We start from the raw sequence: 20,877 nt of genomic DNA on the forward strand, positions 1-20,877 counted from the left end.
AAGTCAAGGAATTCCTATCCGAATTTACCGAATATCTAAAAATCCTTTTAATACACCAATTGTCTCAGGTGCTTGCAGTCTTGCACATACGTACGGAAATTCCGTACTCCCCTCAAATATCATTTGAGATGTGAGCGGTGCGCCTGCCCAGAAGATTTCATCATCAATTACGATAAACGGGAAAGCTTTATTTTGTCTTTGTAACTTTACATTTTTCAGTGGAACTGGTCCATCACTATACACCGTTATTTGCGCATTTGTACGCATTAACGCTTGCCATACTCGCTTATCCACTTGTTTTGTACTTGGAAGCGAAATAATAATTTTTCGTTTTGCTGCTAAAATATCTTTTAATAGCCCTTTCGTTTCCTCAAGATTCATTTCCATAAACCAGCGTAATCGTTTCGATATTTTTCGTTCCCACAATTGTCTTGATGTCGTGCGATCATACACATCTCCGTGACGTTCTATATGAGCTGTTAATTGTGACAACGCTTGTTTTCTCGATAAATTTTTGCGCATATAGTGGCAATCTGATAATTGAATGAACTTTCCTCTCGCTCTTGTCACTGCTACATTGACGAGGCGATGGTTTTTGTGATCAAAGAATAACACGCCAGGTCGTTCTTGCGGATAACTATCTACTGTATCAAAAATCATCATATCTCTTTCAGATCCTTGGAACTTATGAACTGTCGCTGCTAAAACAGGTATGTTTTGGTATTTCGTTCTCTGTAACATTTCTCTAATACACGTCGATAAAAAGCGAGACTGTGCTCTGTAAGGCGTCACAACACCAATGGATTGCACACCGTCTAACAGTCCAATTAACATCATTTGCATTGCTACTAAACCAGACATAATGTTAAAACGAGATCCTGAAGCAGCATCTTTTAACGAAAAAGCTCCCATTTGGCTCGTATCAAATAAAACACTTGCTTCATTTGCGAACGGCTGCAATTGCGCAAGTTCTTTACGTTCTGAAACAGACGGATGGTCGTATACTCTATTTTTATAAATAAATGAATTTGTAAACTTAGATATATCCGCATGCATACGTCTTTGTTCCTGCAACATAAACAGGTTCGGATGTGCTTCTGATTTATTAACAGACTCCACAATCCCGGCATGGTAAAACATATCTTCGCCAAGCCATTTGCGAACGAGTTCATGGTTTGCCATCGCAATTGGAGGTAACTGTAAAAAGTCACCACAAACGACGATACGTTTTCCAAGTGAAGCAGCTAATGCAATTTGCGGAACAAACGCCATACTCACTTCATCTACGACAACTAAATCAAATGTACGCTCATAAATAAGTGAATCAATAGCACATTTCGATAAAGTCGCACCAATCACTTTCGCATTTTCAATATATTCTTTTTCTACTTCTTTAATTTTCGCTTTTTGCTTTCGAAGATCACTTTCTATCTCTTGTATACGCTTCTTATCAGCAGATGTTGCTTTATACGATAAGATTTTTTCTCGAAGCTCTTGTCGTGTCTCTTCTAAATAGAGTCTTTCTTCTCCCCAAGATCCGTTCGTCGTTTCAACTAACTTCGACGCAAGTAACGTTTCATGATTTCGTATATGTTCATGCTGACTATAACCGTAACGAACAATTTCACCAGGCGTCCATTTCTTTTTCTTCTCAATTTGTTTCGTTACTTCACTCATTAATACGTCCACTGCTGCATTACTATGAGCTAACACAAGTACCGACTTTCCTTTTTGATAATGAGCCGAAATAATACGTGATAAATTGTAAGACTTCCCTGTTCCAGGTGGTCCCCATACGTACGTTGTCGGATTATAAAACGAGCGATACGCCAATTCATTTTTCGGATTTTTCATCTTCTCCATATGTTTCGGACTACTCGTCCCATCAACAAGACGCTTTATACGATTACGTTTCAGCTTATCTTTACGCGCTTCCTTCAACCTCTCTTGCAGTTGCTCTAAAAGCTGCCACGGTTCACTGTATAAAACAGCTTCTCGTATTTCACCTTGTATATAATCATTTAATTTCAGTTCTATTTCTAATCCATGTACAGATAATACTTCCCCTGTCGCTTCCTCACCATCGAACTCAATTCGAATCGGTGAACCTTCAGGCAAGCTTACTTCCGAAATAAGCTGAAATACGTATACTGTGCTTTCATAATCTGTATATAAAAAACGACCGTTCATGATAGAAATTTTACTACCACCTATCGTTTTCCAATGTTTAATTTCATACGCTAATGCATAATGCCACTCTTTCATCGTTTCCGATAATGAAGGAGTTTGAGTAGGTGTATTCATCGTATAATCTCCTTCCTTCTCCCCAAACATACTTTCTCACTATACCATATAACACGCTAAAATTTGTAAGGTTTTTATCTTGCTTATTTTCTCAATTTTCAATAACATATTGTATATAATTTTCAGAAAGAAGGAATCTACATGCCAGTTAGAAGAATCGAACACGTTGGACTTATGGTTGCAAACCTAGAAACATCTATCGCATTTTATGAAGAAGTAGTTGGCTTACAACTCATTAAGAGAATGGGACACCCGAATCCAGACTTAAAACTCGCTTTTTTAGGTGTGGAAGAATCAAAAGAAACGATACTCGAATTAATTGAAGGCTACAACTCTTCCCTTCCGGCAGAAGGAAAAGTACATCACATTTGCTTTAAAGTGGATTCATTAGAGGATGAAATTGAAAGACTAAAGAAACATGCAGTAACCTTCTTACTAGGAGAAGAAATCGAAACATTACCGGATGGAACACGTTACATATTCTTTGCGGGTCCTGATGGGGAATGGATTGAGTTTTTTGAGACGGAGAGATAAAACGAAGCTTTAGTCAGCCCACAATTAACGGGATTATAACTTTATGATCCACATAAGGAGTAGAAACTGATGAATACAGTTTTTATTATCGTTTTTTGGGTACTTATACTATTTCCACTTCTTTATATAATACTGATAAAGAAGTGGAATATAAAAGTAGCTGCTTTATTTGTTGGAAGGATTCTATTAAGCATTGTCTATTTCATAAATGGAATGGTGTTAGGACTGCAACGAAATTGGGTAGAACCTCCCTATGAAACAGAATGGGATTTCTTTGTAAATTCTTTACTAAACGGAAAAACTGATGCACTTATGCACTTGTTACTTCTAATTATTATCATTACTTTGGATTTAGTTGTTACATTTTATTATATTAATAAAAAGAAATAGGATATCCACTCCTATTTCTTTTTTAATGGGTAGCGCCACATGCCCATCAAGCTACTATTTTGATGTCCCCAAAAACTAAAAATTTATCTCTTCAAAGTTAGTTGTCTATGAAAATTGAGTTCATTTTTTGTCTTTGGATATTTGCTTTACTTAGCTTGATAGCAATGTGATTATACCTCTTATAAATGTTTTAAAAATCTTTCAAATAGTTCTAACTTGCACAATGCTTCCCGTTAATATAATACGCTGATTCTGTGAAAACCGTAAATACAACCTCTACTTCTGAAAGTCCAAAATCCATTATATATGTAGTAATGGCCTTGGCAAATCGATCACGAATTTCCTGTCCACGCTCAAACCATTTCACTTCTATAAGAGGAAACGCTTCTATTTCTTCTCCATTGAATACAAACGTAGAACTTGGTAGTTCCAAGGTAAAATTATCCGTACCACACTCACAGATATGTGCGAGCTCTTCTACTAATGGCTTGCTTATGCTTTTTAATTGTTCAGTAGTAATTCCACGAAACACAACATGTGGCATGTTAATCCCTCCTTTACATAGCTTTATACTTGCTCACATCATAACACAATTTATTTTGCTGCACTAACCTTTATTGGTACATTATTCTTAGTTACTAAATAATAGTTTTGTTCATAATTTTGCAACAAGTATACATTACAATTACTTTAGCAAATTAAAATAAATTTGCATTTCTTGTGCCCCTTACCTCCCAGTAAGGGGCGTACCCTTTTACAAATCATTATTTCAATACAATTTTCAAAGTACTTTTACATCAATTTCACAAATTCAAGAACTCTCATATGTTACATCCTTTTCCAAAGAACTATATGCTGATACACGAATCCCTATTTATATAGGGATTTTTTTGTGCAAGTCCTCTCACCATCAATTTAAAAATAAAAAAAGGAAGGGGATTATCCCCCTCCTTTTACGCTTGCTCCGACTTTCAAAATTATTTCGTATACCCACGATTCAGTTCCGTTAACTTTTCATTGATGTTAAAAATTCTTACTCTAATATCTTTAACACCAGCTGCTTCAAGTCTGTTCTTGTGCATTTCAGCGTATTTTTCAGCATCTTGTTTTTCTTCAAATACATAAATGCCTCCAGCTTCTTTTGTTTCTTGATTCTCTGTCCATATTTTCCAGTGGAATCCTTCTTCTTCGTTAATACTGTTTGCTAAATCCCAAAATCCTTTTTCCATTTCTTCACCAAAAGGACCTTCAAACGGAAAATCAACTTGTAATAAATATGCCATCTTTACTCACTCCTATTTTTAATATAAAATTCTTCCCATTTCTTTTACTAATTATAATTTTTTTGATTCTAACGATGATACTGTTTACATTCGTATTGCTATTATTCCACCACTAATTTGAAAATCATACTATTTATAAAATACCCACAAAACGGTAGCAATTTGAACGCAAACAGTTTTAAGTTATGTTTAAAAAATATGATACAAACTTATCCCTAAACTAAGAACAAACAAAACAAGCGCAGGTATTGCTTTCTTAAAGGGATCTCTCGCTAGTACAATAAGAGTTAATGCAGCTGCAAGCATCGTACCGCCTAACAACAATCCTGCTAATAAAGCTACTGTTGGAATCCAAATTCCTATTAACATTCCAATCGCTCCTACAATCTCAAAAGCTCCGGTTAAGAAATTAAAAAACGAAGGTAAACCAAATCGCTTGAACTCATCTGCCATTTTCCCAGATATAATTTTCGTACCTGTCATTAAAAAGAAAACAAACAACACTACTTTTACAATATTGATGAAAATTAAAATAGTAATCACATCTTTCTTATTATTTGATGAAAACTCGGTATTGTTCAGGTAGTAATCACTACCTTTACCCTATTTCCTGAGATTGACCATAGGGAAATTGTTTCAATTTTAAAGGGATAAAAATTACATGCTATAGCATATATAATACAAAAATTTGACTGGTACTAGGTAAAAAAGTGATCCTGAATCAGATATCATACAAAATAAAGCTATCTTCCCATTCCTCTAAACGAAACTACATGTTATAGCACACATAAAACAAAGTTTGTTCCTTATAAATAGCATAGCATCAATAAGGAACAAGTATTAATAGCGTGTATCATATAATTTGTTTAATAATGATTGTAATACTTTAATTTCTTCCTCACTCAAATTACTCGTAACGAAATGGTGAGCGTCTGTCACTACAGGCAAGATTGTTTTCTTTAACTCGTCACCTTTTTCAGTTAAAAACAGGTTGTGTGAACGTCGATCTTGCTCATTCAAATCCTTCTTTACAATCCCTTTTCTCTCCATTGACTGTATCATTCTTACGACAGTAGTTTGATCTTTATCAATTGCTTCTGCTAACTCTTTTTGAGTAGTGGCCCTTTGGCTACAAAGAACACTAATAATCCCCCACTGCTCTGGCGTAACTCCAAAAGGCTTTAATTTCTTCGTAAAATAATTCGTCATTTTCACATCAGTACGATGAACAAGATAGCCTATTAAATCATGTAAGTTCATATATCACCTCTATAAATTAATATATAAAAGAGTATAGCATACCAGTCAATTATTCACAGTGAATGTATTCATTTTATTAATTATATGCTATAGCATATATATTATAGTAGGTCATTTTAATTGTCAAATGAATTACCTATTTCTCTACAGTATCAGTCCAACTTACTAAAAAAAACAAAATCCCGCATTCAATGAAAATACGGGATTTTTATAAATGAGTTATTCACTTATTCGAAAGAAGGTCATTCGTTACATATTACTTATTTAATTAAGAAACATTCATATACCAGCCCAAACATCTTTTCCATATCGCCCTTCATCTTGCAAACGATCCAACCAATTCCTTGCTTCTTGTTCACTGACTTCATGAATTTCTTGATAGGCTTGACAAAGGGTGTCTTCTACGTCAGGAGCCATTTTACTTCCATCACCACATATATAAAGATGGGCCCCATTATCTAATAACGAAATTAAATGGATTCTATCTTCTTTTATTACATGCTGTACATATGTTTTAGGGTGTCCTTCTAAGCGAGAAAAAGCTGTGTGTAAAGAGATTAATCCCTCTCTTTCATCATTTTCTAATTCTGTACGATAGAGATAATCCTTTTCAGGATGACGACAACCAAAGTATAGATGTGCTTCTCCTACCTTCATACCTTTTTGCTTTTGAACACGACGCGCTTGTAAGAATCCACGGAATGGTGCAATTCCAGTGCCTGGTCCAACCATGATAATTGGTGTTTCTGGATTTTCAGGTAATTGAAAGTTTGATTGTGGCGTTCGAATAAAACAGATAATCTCATCTTTATTATGACGCTGAGCTAAATAATTAGAAGCGACTCCTTCATATGTCCCTTCCCCGCTCCATGCAGGCGCATTTACAACACCAACCGTAATGCTTAGACGATCCTGGGCAACGAGTGGAGAACTTGAGATAGAATAGTAACGCGGTTTGAGCGCCGGAAGAAGTTCTAAAAATCGTTCAAATCGGATTTCACAAGCCTCATACTTTTCAAGAAGATCTAACATTGAAATACGTTTCTTTAATATTTGTTCTTGATAAACTCCCTCTTCCAATAATGATTCCAATTCCTTTTTATGAGGAGGGCATACTGTGAATGTCACCATTTCTCGTATTTGTGCTCGAGTGGCTGCTTCTTGCACTTCGACACTATAACTAAGAAGGTCAAATAAACGAACAGGACTGTCTAAAGGTATGTGATTTACACTGCGCCCACTTGCGCTTAATATGACTTGATCCTTCCCGTTTAATCCAAAGCGTTTTAAAATTCGGTTGACATTTTTCTCACTATTAATTGGTAGTACCCCAAGGTGGTCTCCTTCTTTATATGTAGCCCCTTCTGGCAAGGATATTTCAATATGTCGCGTGCTTCTTTCACTGCTAGATGATTGAAGTTCACGATTTTCTAATATAGATGCATAAACTGCTTCATATGTTCGCGCAAGAGGAGATCCTCCAAGACGGCTGACAAATTGTAGGCTCAAAGTACTGCGTTCTTTCTCCATGTTTTTGTTAAGTTCCAATCCAAATGCCTTCATCGCATCAGACCACATACTTTGTTTCCATTGCTCGAGCTGTTCCTCGAAATCACCACTTGCATCTGCTTCTCCGCGTTTAGAAAATCTTGTTGCTCCTTTTTGAGCCATTTGCTCATCAATGTATCTTGGAATTCGCTGATAAGTACTAGCCCAATTATGATCTCCACAACCAAAAACTGCGTATTGAACACCTTTTAGCTCATCTGGTTTTAATTCCTCCAACCATTGCACAAACTGTCCTGCATTACTTGGCGGTTTTCCATTATAAGAAGAAGTTACAATAAGAACCGCTCCTTCTTTCGGCAAACTTCCAATTCGATCGTTAAGAGCTGCCACTTCCGTTTGAACACCTTCTAAACTAGCTGTATCCGCTAGTTCTCTTGCAATGCCCTCTGCTACCCCTGTATCCGAGCCATACAGAACAAGAAGCGAAAGATTATCGGCTCCAATAATAGAAGGAGTTTTCTGAACTTGCTGCTTGGTTTCATCGTTTTTCAGTTTCTCCTCTGTAGGCGCAAGAACAGTATTATGGCTAATAGTTTCATTTCGAGGTACAATCCTAATTTTAAAATCACCAGGCTTTAGCGTTAATGTTTGTTTTACGTCCAGCTGATAGTCTTCATAATCGATGAATTCAAAATGTTGAAGAAGCATTCCCATTACGAGTGTGGCCTCATGAAGTGCAAACTGCATACCGATACATGCTCGCTGACCATTTCCAAATGGTTTATAAGCATGATGAGGAACCTTATCCAGCTCTTCAAATCGTTCAGGTTGGAATTCTTCCACATTGTCTCCCCACGCATCTTTATCCCTATGTAGCTGCGGAATAAGGACAGAAATACGATCTTCGCCTTTCTTAATTGGGTATTTTCCACCAATTACTGTATCTTCTTTTGCATAGAGACTGAATGCTGGAGCAGTCGGCCATAGACGTAGTGATTCATTTAAAATCATCCGTATATACTTAAGCTTCATAACTTGTTGGTATGTTGGAGTGGGATCTGTCAAAACACGGTCTACTTCTTCATAGGCTTTTTTCAATTTATCCGGATTCTTTAATAAAAAATAGATTGCAAAAGATAACAATCCACTTGTTGTTTCATGCCCAGCTATTAAAAAAGTGATAATTTGAAAACGAATATTTTCATCATCTAATTTTTCACCCGTTTCCGGATCCTGCACATGTAACATACGGGAAAGTAAATCATTTTCTTCCTGATTTCCACTACTTTTACGTTCAGCAATAATATTATCTACTAAAGAAAACATAGATTGAATATCATGCTGAAATTGACGTTTCGTTCTCCACATGAGTTTATCTTCTATATCCAGCCGCTGCAATTGGTGCATCGCCTCATCTAGAGCACGGGTCATGCTAGTGATAAAAGGATGAGAGGTCTCACGATAAAAGCTATTGAATCGGTAATTAAAACCACATAGACCAATTGTATCTAATGTAAGGCGAGTCATATCCCCTGGAACATCTACGTTTTCATTCGGATTCAGTCGTGCCCATTTTTGAACGAGTTGCACGGCAATATCGACCATCATAGCATGATAATCTTTCATTGCCCGTTGACTGAATGTAGGCATCAAAATATTATGAGCTTTTTTCCAGTTAGGCTCGTCAGTCTCGCTTGTAAATAATCCGTCTCCAGCAAAGGCACGAACCTTTGCTAAAGCACCCTCTATACTTTTATCAAATCTTGTTTCATCACAAACTTCCGCTACCAGTTCATGTCCAGAAACGACAATGATGGTATCACTCAAAGTTTGAATTTGAAAAATAGGACCATACTCTTCTGCCAGCTTAATAAACGATAGAGTCGGTTTATCTTTATCGATTAATGGGAGATTCCCTAGCGGTCCATATGTTTTCGGCTGAGGAATGGCAGATACTTTTTTATCCATTACAAACACCCTTTCAAAAAATACTAAAATATCCCATTCAATAAAAAGAAGATAGCAATGAATCGCATGGGACAAAAGATATGTAATTGATTACCTTATTTTATCTTTTCCCTAACTATTCACGATTATGATATTACTTATAAGGTTGGTAATCTAAACCGTCTATTGACATTAGATTTATACCTTGCAGAAAAAATAATATATTACAATGAGGCGTATTATTATAATGTTTATTAGAAATTGAGAACTAAAGGTTGTAGTATTAGGAAAACCAGTAGTTTCTCATGTCAATTCAAACAAATACGATAAGCAAGTATACTCTGTTGCTAATGAAAAAGGATTTGATATTCATATCAAATCCTTTTTCATTCTGTGTAATTATTTCACTTTTTCTCTCATCTCTTTTCCCCTTTTAGTAGAAATCATCATCTCGAGTTTTATTTCACTCTACCGATTTAATCTCTCGACAGCTTCCGCGCTTGTATCTACACGTTTAACGAAAAAAACTAATAGTAGTGCAACAACATTCATGCCAAGCGCTACATAGAATGAATGCTGAATTCCGGATAACAAAGCCTTCTGCGTTACCATTGCCTTCGTAGCTTCTGTGAAGGTTGTTGGATCTACATGAGCCATTAAACTTTCAGCTTTTGTTTTTGTTACAGAATTCATAATCGTAACAAGAATAGCAGTACCAATCGAACCGGACACTTGTTGAGCTGTATTATTAACAGCTGTACCGTGCGGATTTAAGCGAGTTGGCAATTGATTAAGGCCATTTGTCATAAGTGGCATCATCACCATCGCCATCCCAAACATCCGCAATGTGTAAATAAGGATAATATGTGTGTGACTAGAATCGATTTGCAGATTTGCCAACATATCAGTTGAAACAGCTGTAATGGAAAGTCCTACTATACCAAGAAGCCGAGGGCCATACTTATCAAATAGTTTACCTGTAATCGGTGACATAACTCCCATTATCACCGCACCTGGAAGCATCATCAGCCCAGAGCTCAGCGGCGAAATACCACGGACATTTTGTACATAAGCCGGTGTTAAAATCATCCCCGAAAACATAGCTACCGCATTAACAATTGCAATTACAGACGCAAGTGCAAACATTGGGTACTTATAAACACGTAAATCCAATAACGGTTCATTCATTTTTAATTGACGAATAATGAATGCAATTAGGGCAATAGCGCCTATGATTAAGGTTATTACGACAACTTTATTTGTCCAACCATCGGAGCTTGCGGAACTGAATCCATATAACAAACCGCCAAAACCGACAGAAGATAATAGTAATGAGAGATAATCAAGTTTTGCATTTTTGTTTTGTCTCATGACATTTTCCGATTTCCAAATCCCTAACAGTAAGCTAATGATTGCTAGCGGTAAAATCATTTCAAAAAGCAAACGCCAGTCATAATACTCTACAATATAACCTGATAGTGTCGGTCCAATTGCTGGAGCTGTAATCATAACTAACCCAAAAATCCCCATTGCCGTTCCTCTTTTTTCTCTTGGAAAGCTTACTAGCATAATATTCATTAACAAAGGTCCCATGACTGAAGAACCTGCTGCTTGAACCATCCGGCCAGTAAGTAATAAACCGAAGTTCGGTGCTACAGCCGCTAAAGCCGTACCAAGAGTAAAAATCAACATAGATGTAATAAATAAGCTCCTATTGGAGAAGCGTGTTATTAAAAATGCTGATGCCGGAATTAATATACCACTTACAAGCATATACCCTGTAGAAAGCCACTGGATCGTTGAATAATCTTTAATATCTAAATCCTTCATTATTGATGGCAAGGCCACATTCAAAAGCGAGTTATTTAGAAATGAAACAAATGCCCCAATAAAAAGGATTACAAGCATTACATATGGTGGTTTTCTTTTATGTAACGTTTCACTCATAGATTGATTTGCCCCTTCATTATCAATTCCATTGATTAATTTAACTCGTTTGCATATTTGCACGAGAATTTATTACCCTTGCAGTATTTTGCCAAACTCTTCGAATGGATATTCTCTTTTTAGCAATTCTACTTACCCAGCTTAAAATTTTGAATGAATATGTAAACACGTTTGTTAACCGAAATTACATTAGGTTAAAATAAACAAAAAGAGCTAATGAAAATACCCTTCTAAAATAAAGCGAAACTTTAATCCATGTTTTTTTACTGACAGCCCACACACCCATTCCTTTAAATACAGGCTTGGAAATCTAGTTATGTAACCATCCATAAAAAGAAATATTACATAGGCTAAGTCTAACATTACATTTTTAAAGTAAGGGGAATAAGCTTATGCACCAATATTGGTATGTGAATTCAAAGGAAAACGAGGAACAATATAATAACCAAAATTCAATGTCATCATTATATTCACAGCCCCAAATAAATAAAGCTGACGAAATGAGTGGTTTGAAGATTTGTGAGGATTGGAGTTGTCGCTTCTATCCAATTGGTTCGGATTCACCAGCCAATTATATGACTTTCACTCCCGATCCTCCTCCCTTCTCTTTTGGTCAGCCAATCCATTATGCAGGGATGATGCCACAAGGACATCCTGCTAATTGGACCCCATTACCAAGCCATGCAGGTTTTAATTATCAAAAACCTCCCATCCCCTGGGCTCAACCATTCAACCATACAGGGATGTTCGCACAAGGTCATCTTGCCGCCTTACTCTCACCGCCAGCTAAAGCTTTTAAATTCAGTAACAATAACTGGGGTATTTTCGGAAACTCTCCAGGATGGGGCGGACAGATAAGTTCCATGGGATGGGGGAATAACGGAGGTTACGGTCAGCCAGGAATGCTTGGAAACTTACTTACAGTAGGAAAAGGCACTATGAATGGAATTGGAATGCTTAGTAGTCTAATGGGTATGGGGAAGTTCTTTTTTTAGTGGATTAGAACGAGAGGATAGGTCCATAGCCCAGACTTAAAAACCAGTTCCTTTTCTCCATTGATTTCATCTTCTTAAACATGCTTCTAATACTCCCTCCAAGTTCGTTTCCTCGTCTTTCAAATTATAAAAACATCTATTTTGTATCTGATAAATCAATAGAGGTGTAGTAGCACCAACAAAATGCAAAACCCGGTTCCTTTACGAAAGAACCGGGTTTTTTAATTTTAATTTATTTGAAAAGTAGTCAAATCTTTTTTTCATTATTTAACACTTTGAACACGGCCAATTTGTCCATCTTGTAATCGAACTTTAATGCCGTATGTATGTGTTTCACTATGTGTCAAAATATCTTTCACAACGCCACTTACAGTTTTACTATAGTCATTATCCAATTGAATAACTACATGTGAACCAACTGAAATTTGTGATCTTGTTGGTTTCCCACCTGTTGCTTGTGTCGGTTTTTCTTGTTTTTGTGTTCTCTCCTGTTGTGTAGATTGCTGTTGCTGAGCCTTCTTCTCTTCTTGCTTGCGTTTTTCTTCAGCGACTCTTTGTTGCTCTTCTTGCTTACGTTTTTCTTCTTCTACTCTTTGCTGCTCTTCTTGTTTACGTTTTTCTTCTTCTGCTTTTTGTTGCTCTTCTTGTTTACGTTTTTCTTCTTCTACTCTTTGCTGCTCTTCTTGTTTACGTTTTTCTTCTTCTACTTTTTTGTCTTCATCCACTTTTTGCTCATTTGGCGCGCCCTTTAACTTTTCTTCATTACCTTTACAAGCACTTAAAGCAATTACACATAAACTCATAAGTGCAAATAATAACAATTTCTTTGACATTTAAAAATCCTCCTATATACACATTACAAATCAATAACTTTCATAGCATAACAAAAATACAATCCTTTCTTTGTCAAAATTTGTCGTATATATTTATTTTCTACTAAGCACTGATACTACAATAAAAATGGAGATTATTATGTCGATTCTTGCAAAAAATACGTTCGTCTGCTAGTCAAGTAAACCTAATTCATAAAAATCTTCATCTTATGTATGAAAGAACTTGAAGCAAAAAATGGAAAGAGGCTGTCTCAAGTATTTAGTGAAACCATTGAAAAAGCATTAATAATCCGAGATATTTTAATTAACATAATCTATTACTTACGAATAATAGGAAAGGATTTTCCATCGAAAGATCCTTTCCTATTGCTCATCTAACTTAATAAATAGGTTAATTGCATAACGCTCTTCTAACTTTCCTTGCGAAGCTTAGTGGATCATCAACGTCTTCAATATTAACGTAAATCAACATACCTTCGCCGTGGATTAATTATTAACCCATAAGCTTGCCATAAATGCTGTTGGTTTGTAATAAAGTTTGATCAAAAGCATGCTACAAAAATTGATTTTTTGATGTAAAAACAAAATATTCCGAAAAAAACTCGGTCAAAATGCTTGGTTTTTTTGTTGTTAGTGAATCATTTTTCATAAAAAAGTTTAATCATTTTTCTACCTGTGTTTGCTCAACAATCACGCCCAATTGCGATATTATTAAATTGCTACCCTTTTTTCCTTTTCGGCCAAATAAAATTGCTTATGGCAATCAAAAGATCGATACCCAACACAAGTGTCCATACTTTTAGAAAGCCAGCCAACACTTCTGTTCGCGAAGAATCGTTAATTAAATAGATTAAGACAAATAAAATTCCGGCACCTATTAGAAAAGCAAGCACATGTTGTCCCCAGCTTTTAAAGTAGTGTTTTGCATAATCCATGCCAAATCTTTTAACTGGTTTCGCTCCTTGTTTCATCACATAATATTGAAAGCGTATATCAGCCCACTCAATCATACTCCTACCGAATGCGATTGAGATTCCAATATAAACAGCAGCTATTGCATGCACTTGGGTAGCAGTCGCACCACGATACAAGTCCACACCCGTAACAACTAATAAAATTAAATCAATAACAGGTGTTAAAGCTAGGAAAAACAATCCTAATTTATTTTTCTTAAGGATATATCGTGTGAGCAGACCTAAAGTTATAACAACCCAAAACCCTATTTCACAAGCAACGATCAACCACGCAATTACATTCACCCCAACACCCCCTTGTACAACGCAATTACTCGCTTTTCCTTAACAGTACCACAATATGGCCCTTTAGTGGAGTAACTTTATTGCATAGGATGGTTAATTATTTTGCGTAGTTTTAGTACTTTCAGGGAATTCATAAGATGTAGAGATTGAGCCACTTAAATGAATGGCAGAAGGATAATTTTATTATTTATATTACAATACCTTAAGAGCTATGGAACAAATTCTTCAACTAAGCAGCTAATAGAAGCCTGGAGATTTTCCACAATCAGTAGCTCGTCGCTATCAAACTAAAATTTCATTTTAGGGAAGAATGTATTTCTTTACATGATAGCAATGGGATTTCTCCAGTATTTCGAACAAAAACCACACTAAGCACATTTTCATACAAAAAAGCCAATTTTTGTCCTACTAAGGATAAACCGGCTCATTGTAATTGATCTTGAAGGACTCGTTATATAAACTCGTCATTTTCATCAAAAAATATGGCTCTAGCTAATACATTTTTATTCGATTTTTGGTTAATAGAGACATGTGATTTAAATTATCCTTTGTTATATAGACCAGTCATTTGCCACATTTCTTTTTACATATATTTTTTTAAAAGAAGGTTTCCATTCTGAGAAATCCTCATAAACAAACGTTATGTTGTTACATATTTCCTCTGCAACTTCATACATATGTTTTATATCATTAGCCATAAATAATATAGCCCCTTTGCGTTGCGTGCTATCTATAATAGTTGGTATGGTATCGCCCTCTTTTACTACTAGATCAATTAATACGACCTCGGATATGTTAGTTAGCCCTTTATACTTGATTTCTTTTAAGCAACCTGGTTTTGGAATCAAGCTTAAAGACATAGCATGACATTTTGAAGGTACACATCTAAATTCATCTATAGTCTCAGTATTTAGCGCATCATAATAGTATCCAAATTGAGATATGCCAGTTGTTAGTTCCACCATCTTCCAGATGTTGCCCCCACCTATTCTAACTTGAGACTCTATAATTATTGGCTTATTTTGTTTGTCTAACTTTATTTCTGTATGAGTAATGCCATTTTCCATTTGCATGTCGTTCAAAAACATCATTACTTTCTCCATAATTAATTGTTTTTGAGATTCATCTATAGGTGCCGGCATAATCGTATAGTTTATTAGAAATGTATCTTCTTTACATACTTCAGCTGAGATAGCAAGTATAGAATGTTTTTTGTTATAAGAAACGGTTTCAACCGTATAAACTATATCACCTGCAATATACTCTTCCACTAAAACAGGTAGTTGAATACCATTTTCTTCAATAAATACCCCTACGTCATCTCCCGAGTCTAGCTTACATACTCCTTTACCCCCTGCCCCAATCGGCGGCTTTATTATAACACTATCTTTTTTATTCAAAAATTCATTAATGTCTTCAGTATTATTACAAACTGTCGAATCTATCGAAAAGTCTTTACCTGCTAGAATTTCACGCATCATGTCTTTATTACGAGTTATCATATTAGCATTGTAAGAAGGTCCTTTAACATTAAAAATCTTTGCAATTATACAAGCCGTATCTAATGCTGTTTCGTTGAAAGATACAACCACATCAAAAGGTTTCTCTTTAAATAATTCTTCAGCATAGTATATAGATAAGGGTATGTTTGTTGTATCTATTTCTTTTTTATAGAAACATTTTTCTAAGATAAATCCATCAAAATATATGTGTCTAGCGTAAGATCCTATATAGGAAACAGTGTACCCACTGTCTAATGCATCTTGTATAGGCTTTGTCCATCCCCCTATAAATAAAATATGTGGTTTATTTTCTATGTCAGTTCCTTTTAATACCTTATGCATCAATATCAGCTCCCCTAAAATGAACTCGTATATTCAATGTCAGTTCCTTTTAATATGCCTCGTCTTAACAACGCCACTAAACACAATGTTGTTCCAAATCCCCCTATAAATAATGTAATTTGAAGCCCGAATATAGAAATTAAAAGTGCACTAGCAAAACTTCCCAATGCCCAAGCTCCCCAATTAAGCGTGCGCTGTACAGCATTTACTCGGCCCAGCATGTGATTTGGTGAGGCAAGTTGTCGTATAGTTGCGGCGTAAGGGCCAAATACACCTTCTCCCATACCATGTATAATACTTGCGGCTACTATACCGTAAATTGTTCCCATATATCCCATTATCGGTATAAAAGCCAAACCGGTAACTGATACAGTAGCGCTATAAATAAGCATTTTTGTATTATTAATTTGTTGACTTTTTTTCATGAGAACCGTATTACCTATTAAAAATCCGACCGCTGCTGAACCTACAACAAACCCTATTTCAATTTCAGATAGACCCATTACCTTATAAAGGAATATTACTAAAATACTATTTAGTATGTATTTAAAAAAACCGTAAACAGCACCACATGTCACAATTGGCTCTAATACAGGGTGTTTTTTGAAATATATCAGACCTTCATATATGTTTTGGTATATGGATTTTATATTTACGTCTTTTAAAGAACCCTCTGTATGCGGTTTAAACTTTGAAATAAATAATACAAACATAAAACAAACAAAATACGTTACTGCGTCAACAGTGAATGAACCTGTTAATCCAACTAGAGTAATGACGATTCCAGCTAGCATAGGACCAATTACTATAGAAAGAGACTCTGAAAGTGCTAGTTGAGCATTTCCTTTTTTTAAGTTGTCTTTATCTGTTACTATTTCCGGTAAGAAAGAAGGAATAGCGATGTTGTAAAATGTGGTGAATATTCCATTTAAAAACATGACAACTACCAATAAGGGGAATGTTATAATATTTGTTACAGTCAGTATGAATACTGATAAAAACAATACTCCTTGACATATACTACAAATTAGCAAAATATTTTTCCTATGAAAAATGTCTATTAAAGCACCGGCTACTAACCCAAAAATTAGATAAGGGACGAATATAACCCCACGAAGTATAGCAGCATTTGCTTCACTTGTTTGTAACACCTCTAATGCAAAAAGCGGCAAAGCTACTATTGTAAACTGAGTACCTAATAAACTTATAGACTGTCCTAACCAAAGCTTGTGAAAATTAAAATGATTGCTACCTTTCATAATATCCCCCCGTCAAATCCAGCTTTATAAATTATCAAGTTTGCGATATAAGTCAAAGCAGGCGAAACCTACCTTTCAACTAATGTCTGTACCACATAAAAATTCGAAACCTAATATAAAAACGATTTTAGTTTCAAATGATGACTAGATGTTTAAAAATCTTCTAGCTAATGAAAAGCTCATCTTCCGAAAGATACTTCCACATTCGTTTATAAACCAAATGGTATACTGATGGAATTCACTTGTAAGAATCTGATTGTGAATTAGTTTGTTTCGAATTCATTTTCCAATCGTATGTCACTTTGAATCACCTCCAGCATCAGTATAACCTTGAAGGCACGCTATTGTACGCATTTTGGAATGTAATAGCAAGATAACGAAGCTACGATGACGAAATGAATGGATTTAACCTTGTCATTGGAGGACATATTCACATGACAATTGATTAAAATAGATCATTCACTATAAAATAAATTTTTAGATAAACCAAAATAACATGCAAAAAAACTCTTCAAAATTTGAAGAGGTTTTTTAATATATAGAAATTAGCTTAAAGCAAAGATAACAACTCTTGAAGGGGGCATTTTTTTTTATTCATGTTTATTGAGGAGCCTTTGTTTGAAGCAACTTTAACCCCATCCCAATAAAAATCAGTCCTGTTACTTTATTTAGAATCATTCCTACCTTTTGATTTCCTCTTAATTTTTTGGTGACATAGGAAGAGAAATAAGCAACAAATAAACACCACAATAGTCCAGTTACTGTAAAAGTAATTCCTAAAATGATAAAAGGTATAGGATCTGAAGCCTTTGTATCTATAAACTGCGGCAGAAACGCAATAAAGAATAAAGAGACTTTTGGATTCGTAAGACTTGTTAAGAGTCCTTGTAAATGTATCTTTCTTTTGATTTACAACCGATAAAACTGATGGGGTGTACCATTCGTATCACGGAGCCAAAACTCACTATTGAATAAATAAAACCCCAGAAATCCAAAGGTCTCTGGGGCTTCCTTATATATTTAGCTCTTTTTGCTTTTTGTTTTGTTTATGTCTATACAGTAATTTTCGACTTATGAGAGAAATCAGTAATAAGATCAATATTAGTACGAAAAGTTGCATAAATGACAAATCAAAATATTTAGCACCTGTAACGATTAAAAGTGTAGAAATTGTGCCTTTTACAACGAAAAAAATAATAACCCATAATCCGCCTTTTTTCCAGTTCATTTTATATTATCCTTTCCTACGTTTAAGTTCTTAAAAGATTTAGTAATAGTTCTTGAATGTGATACCTTAATAGAAATCTATTATATGAATATAAGAAATAGACTTTTTCATAAAATTCATGTCCAATTACATACGACGATTCCATCATAAATGAAAATGATATTCAGTGTCAATTTTATTGACTATTTGAAAACCTGTTTCTTCATCTGAATCTCTCTCCACTTTACTTCTTATAAGCAATAAACTCTTGTATTCAAACAAAAACACCTCCATTGCATTTGCACACTTTGTATGCGAATGCAAGAGGTGTTTTTTCATGTACCATCAGGTGCTTTATTTATTCGTTTAAGTTCTTAATACGTACCTATTTTCTAGTACACGATAACTGGATCATACGTGTTCAAACTATCATAAACAGTTTTTGCAACATTAGGAAGGAGGTTTACACAACCGCCTGATCCTCCTGTTAAATAAGCATTACTTCCCCAGTCTTTTCGCCAGCCAGCATCGTGGAATCCTTGACCGCTATTTGTGAATGGAACCCAGTAATCTACTTTCACTGCATAATCAGCTTTCCCTACTGCGCTACCTCTTAGCGTATATGGTGTTCGTTTGTATAGAACGTACCACACACCTGGTGATGTATCTTCACCTGTGCTATGTTTACCCGTTACTACATTTGTTGTGAGGACTAATTTCCCATCTTTGTAAATCCAAATTTGTTGATCTGCAATTGAAACTTCTGCATATGTGTCTCCGATACCATTATTCGATGTTGTTTTATAACCGATCCCTTCTTTCTCCCAACCATTCCCGTGAATGTTAGAAGCAGAAAGTGATTTTTCGCCTTTTTCAAAGGCTTGCCCAACTTGTTTTGTCTCTTTTTCCACATCTAGTGCCCAGCCGTATCCTTGTCCTTTTACTGATATAACCGAACCAGAATGTGTTTTAAAAGCGAAGTCTTTATGTAATGTAGATTTAGCCTTATTAATTTCAGCAACCTTATTCTTAATATCGCTCGCATCGATTGTCACTTTCATATCCTTTGACATAGTGGCATTTTGAATTAAATCTTTTGCTTTTAATGAATACACTTCATTTTGCACTTTATAATCAACAGACTGCGTAAGAAGATTCTGTAATGCTTTCTCTTCTTTTTTAATAATCGGATCGTTTTCTTTAATAGGCTGTATGTATGCAGACTTTAAATGAATTTCGCTTTTATGCTTCTGCTTATCGTAATCTTTTAGTAAACTCGTAACGTCGTACTGTTTTCCATCAACGCTCTTCGAAATAACAATTTTTCCTTGTTCAAGCTTCGCCATAGCATCTTGAGGTGCCTTTAATTTTTCATTCATAGACACGAGCTTTTCTTCTACAAGTTTTTTCATCGTTTCACTACGATACTGCTCTGCCTTTTTTGGTAGCAATGAATAATCTTTTTCCTTTGAAGAAGGGAAAAATGTCCACTGGCTTTTTAATAGTTTCTTAACTTGCGGCAAATCTTTTTCCGTCAGTTCCGTTTTTGTCTCTTTTTCATTTAAAATTTGTTGTTGATCAATATAAACTTTGTTTGCTAGTCCAGATGTTTTTAATTTCTGTATTGCCTCATCAGCGCTCATACCACCGACTTTTGTATCATTAATCGTAACATTTGAATTGAAGTGAGTTGCCTGATAATAACTCATTCCCCCAAGGAGAAGTGCAAGTACACCGCCACCTGCTGCGATAAGCTTCCAATTTGTAAAACGTTTTTTGGATCTTACCCGTTTTTTCTCAACTTCTTCAACAGATTCATTTACTGTATTGTTGTTCATCAATCTTTCCCCCGTATACATTAACGTCAATTGATTTTAAACCAAAACCATTGAATAGTGTACCTTATTTTTCCTGAAATTTCATTGTTTTTAACTAGGTTTTATCTCATTTAATCTATTAAAGTTAGATTTTTTAATAGAAAGATATATAAAGATAGTAAATAACGCGAAAAAGGACCACATCAATCGAGTTATTATGGGACCCATCGCATTTTGAAGGATGATACTCTATAAACATTTTAACCTAGTAAAGTAATTTTTAGAAGGTCCAAGTTAGAGACAGGCAGCATAGAATATCTCTTATTTATGAAAAATATCCACAAAAAATGACCTACATGTAGACTCTTTTTTGTGAATATTTTAATGCCGCATATTTTATTAATTTAAATGCGAACCATGCTTCCTGCTTGTCACCAGGTTTCACAACCTCTAATCTGCCTAACTAATTTCACCTTATGATATCTTTAT

At 35.2% G+C, this 20,877-nt stretch carries 16 protein-coding genes and 2 pseudogenes; 3 read left to right on the forward strand and 15 right to left on the reverse strand.

From position 1 onward, the window contains the following. Window positions 1-24: 24 nt before the first annotated feature. On the reverse strand, window positions 25-2,334 hold the full coding sequence (locus ACTFR9_RS08150; protein WP_140385381.1) for an AAA domain-containing protein: 2,310 nt from the start codon (window positions 2,332-2,334) through the stop codon (window positions 25-27). Between the two features lie 111 nt (window positions 2,335-2,445). On the opposite strand from ACTFR9_RS08150, the gene ACTFR9_RS08155 reads away from it, so the two are divergent. Together ACTFR9_RS08155 and ACTFR9_RS08160 are read left to right on the forward strand one after the other, a co-directional pair. After that, window positions 2,446-2,838, forward strand: a complete 393-nt coding sequence (locus ACTFR9_RS08155; protein WP_001145273.1) for a VOC family protein — start codon at window positions 2,446-2,448, stop codon at window positions 2,836-2,838. A 69-nt stretch (window positions 2,839-2,907) separates the two neighbouring features. After that, window positions 2,908-3,228 carry a hypothetical protein gene (locus ACTFR9_RS08160; protein ID WP_001098763.1) on the forward strand — a complete coding sequence of 107 codons (321 nt, stop codon included), beginning with the start codon at window positions 2,908-2,910 and terminating at the stop codon, window positions 3,226-3,228. 211 nt (window positions 3,229-3,439) lie between these two features. Here ACTFR9_RS08160 and ACTFR9_RS08165 read toward each other — a convergent pair whose 3' ends face one another. The 6 genes from ACTFR9_RS08165 to ACTFR9_RS08190 form a co-directional block, all read right to left on the reverse strand. Then, a complete protein-coding gene (locus ACTFR9_RS08165; protein ID WP_001120977.1) occupies window positions 3,440-3,772 on the reverse strand; it encodes a DUF1904 family protein in 333 nt (110 codons plus the stop codon). 433 nt (window positions 3,773-4,205) lie between these two features. Further along, entirely contained in the window at window positions 4,206-4,511 is a 306-nt protein-coding gene (locus ACTFR9_RS08170) for a monooxygenase (RefSeq protein WP_000323772.1), read from the reverse strand. Window positions 4,512-4,700: 189 nt separating this feature from the next. Then, entirely contained in the window at window positions 4,701-5,051 is a 351-nt protein-coding gene (locus tag ACTFR9_RS08175) for a DoxX family protein (RefSeq protein ID WP_033674172.1), read from the reverse strand. Window positions 5,052-5,351: 300 nt separating this feature from the next. Then, entirely contained in the window at window positions 5,352-5,771 is a 420-nt protein-coding gene (locus ACTFR9_RS08180; protein WP_001048555.1) for a MarR family winged helix-turn-helix transcriptional regulator, read from the reverse strand. A 279-nt stretch (window positions 5,772-6,050) separates the two neighbouring features. After that, window positions 6,051-9,248, reverse strand: a complete 3,198-nt coding sequence (gene cypD / locus ACTFR9_RS08185; protein WP_229136731.1) for a bifunctional P-450/NADPH--P450 reductase — start codon at window positions 9,246-9,248, stop codon at window positions 6,051-6,053. Window positions 9,249-9,695: 447 nt separating this feature from the next. Beyond that, window positions 9,696-11,174: a DHA2 family efflux MFS transporter permease subunit gene (locus ACTFR9_RS08190; RefSeq protein WP_229136732.1), complete on the reverse strand. Its 1,479-nt coding sequence runs from the start codon at window positions 11,172-11,174 to the stop codon at window positions 9,696-9,698. 392 nt (window positions 11,175-11,566) lie between these two features. Between ACTFR9_RS08190 and ACTFR9_RS08195 the strand changes: the two genes are divergently transcribed. Continuing rightward, window positions 11,567-12,169, forward strand: coding sequence for a hypothetical protein (locus tag ACTFR9_RS08195; RefSeq protein WP_229136733.1), 603 nt, complete (start codon window positions 11,567-11,569; stop codon window positions 12,167-12,169). Between the two features lie 263 nt (window positions 12,170-12,432). Here the strand turns inward: ACTFR9_RS08195 and ACTFR9_RS08200 are convergent, their stop codons facing one another. The 8 genes and pseudogenes from ACTFR9_RS08200 to ACTFR9_RS08235 form a co-directional block, all read right to left on the reverse strand. Next, window positions 12,433-13,002: a YwbE family protein gene (locus ACTFR9_RS08200; RefSeq protein WP_229136734.1), complete on the reverse strand. Its 570-nt coding sequence runs from the start codon at window positions 13,000-13,002 to the stop codon at window positions 12,433-12,435. Between the two features lie 391 nt (window positions 13,003-13,393). Beyond that, window positions 13,394-13,471 (reverse strand): annotated as a pseudogene (locus ACTFR9_RS08205) (DUF1259 domain-containing protein); the annotation flags it as partial. Between the two features lie 250 nt (window positions 13,472-13,721). Continuing rightward, entirely contained in the window at window positions 13,722-14,261 is a 540-nt protein-coding gene (locus tag ACTFR9_RS08210; RefSeq protein WP_001100682.1) for a hypothetical protein, read from the reverse strand. Between the two features lie 551 nt (window positions 14,262-14,812). Then, complete coding sequence (locus tag ACTFR9_RS08215) at window positions 14,813-16,105, reverse strand: ATP-grasp domain-containing protein (protein ID WP_000549726.1); 1,293 nt, start codon at window positions 16,103-16,105, stop codon at window positions 14,813-14,815. Between the two features lie 14 nt (window positions 16,106-16,119). Continuing rightward, complete coding sequence (locus ACTFR9_RS08220; protein WP_000678801.1) at window positions 16,120-17,364, reverse strand: MFS transporter; 1,245 nt, start codon at window positions 17,362-17,364, stop codon at window positions 16,120-16,122. Window positions 17,365-17,964: 600 nt separating this feature from the next. Continuing rightward, window positions 17,965-18,267: pseudogene (locus tag ACTFR9_RS08225) on the reverse strand (LysE family translocator); the annotation flags it as partial. A gap of 109 nt (window positions 18,268-18,376) precedes the next feature. Further along, window positions 18,377-18,592, reverse strand: coding sequence for a hypothetical protein (locus tag ACTFR9_RS08230; protein WP_001104100.1), 216 nt, complete (start codon window positions 18,590-18,592; stop codon window positions 18,377-18,379). 371 nt (window positions 18,593-18,963) lie between these two features. Continuing rightward, window positions 18,964-20,409, reverse strand: coding sequence for a L,D-transpeptidase family protein (locus tag ACTFR9_RS08235; RefSeq protein ID WP_001064109.1), 1,446 nt, complete (start codon window positions 20,407-20,409; stop codon window positions 18,964-18,966). Window positions 20,410-20,877 lie beyond the last annotated feature (468 nt).

The organism is Bacillus cereus group sp. MYBK222-1 (assembly GCF_051916425.1).
Classification (GTDB): Bacteria; Bacillota; Bacilli; order Bacillales; family Bacillaceae_G; genus Bacillus_A; species Bacillus_A paranthracis.

Excerpts from the sequence above, each read along its gene's own strand:
- ACTFR9_RS08220 (WP_000678801.1), bottom strand. The coding sequence starts at position 17,364 with ATGAAAGGTAGCAATCATTTTAATTTTCACAAGCTTTGGTTAGGACAG.
- ACTFR9_RS08150 (WP_140385381.1), bottom strand. The coding sequence starts at position 2,334 with ATGTTTGGGGAGAAGGAAGGAGATTATACGATGAATACACCTACTCAA.
- ACTFR9_RS08230 (WP_001104100.1), bottom strand. The coding sequence starts at position 18,592 with ATGAACTGGAAAAAAGGCGGATTATGGGTTATTATTTTTTTCGTTGTA.
- ACTFR9_RS08160 (WP_001098763.1), top strand. The coding sequence starts at position 2,908 with ATGAATACAGTTTTTATTATCGTTTTTTGGGTACTTATACTATTTCCA.
- ACTFR9_RS08190 (WP_229136732.1), bottom strand. The coding sequence starts at position 11,174 with ATGAGTGAAACGTTACATAAAAGAAAACCACCATATGTAATGCTTGTA.
- ACTFR9_RS08165 (WP_001120977.1), bottom strand. The coding sequence starts at position 3,772 with ATGCCACATGTTGTGTTTCGTGGAATTACTACTGAACAATTAAAAAGC.
- ACTFR9_RS08200 (WP_229136734.1), bottom strand. The coding sequence starts at position 13,002 with ATGTCAAAGAAATTGTTATTATTTGCACTTATGAGTTTATGTGTAATT.
- ACTFR9_RS08195 (WP_229136733.1), top strand. The coding sequence starts at position 11,567 with ATGCACCAATATTGGTATGTGAATTCAAAGGAAAACGAGGAACAATAT.
- cypD (WP_229136731.1), bottom strand. The coding sequence starts at position 9,248 with ATGGATAAAAAAGTATCTGCCATTCCTCAGCCGAAAACATATGGACCG.
- ACTFR9_RS08180 (WP_001048555.1), bottom strand. The coding sequence starts at position 5,771 with ATGAACTTACATGATTTAATAGGCTATCTTGTTCATCGTACTGATGTG.
- ACTFR9_RS08170 (WP_000323772.1), bottom strand. The coding sequence starts at position 4,511 with ATGGCATATTTATTACAAGTTGATTTTCCGTTTGAAGGTCCTTTTGGT.
- ACTFR9_RS08215 (WP_000549726.1), bottom strand. The coding sequence starts at position 16,105 with ATGCATAAGGTATTAAAAGGAACTGACATAGAAAATAAACCACATATT.
- ACTFR9_RS08235 (WP_001064109.1), bottom strand. The coding sequence starts at position 20,409 with ATGAACAACAATACAGTAAATGAATCTGTTGAAGAAGTTGAGAAAAAA.
- ACTFR9_RS08155 (WP_001145273.1), top strand. The coding sequence starts at position 2,446 with ATGCCAGTTAGAAGAATCGAACACGTTGGACTTATGGTTGCAAACCTA.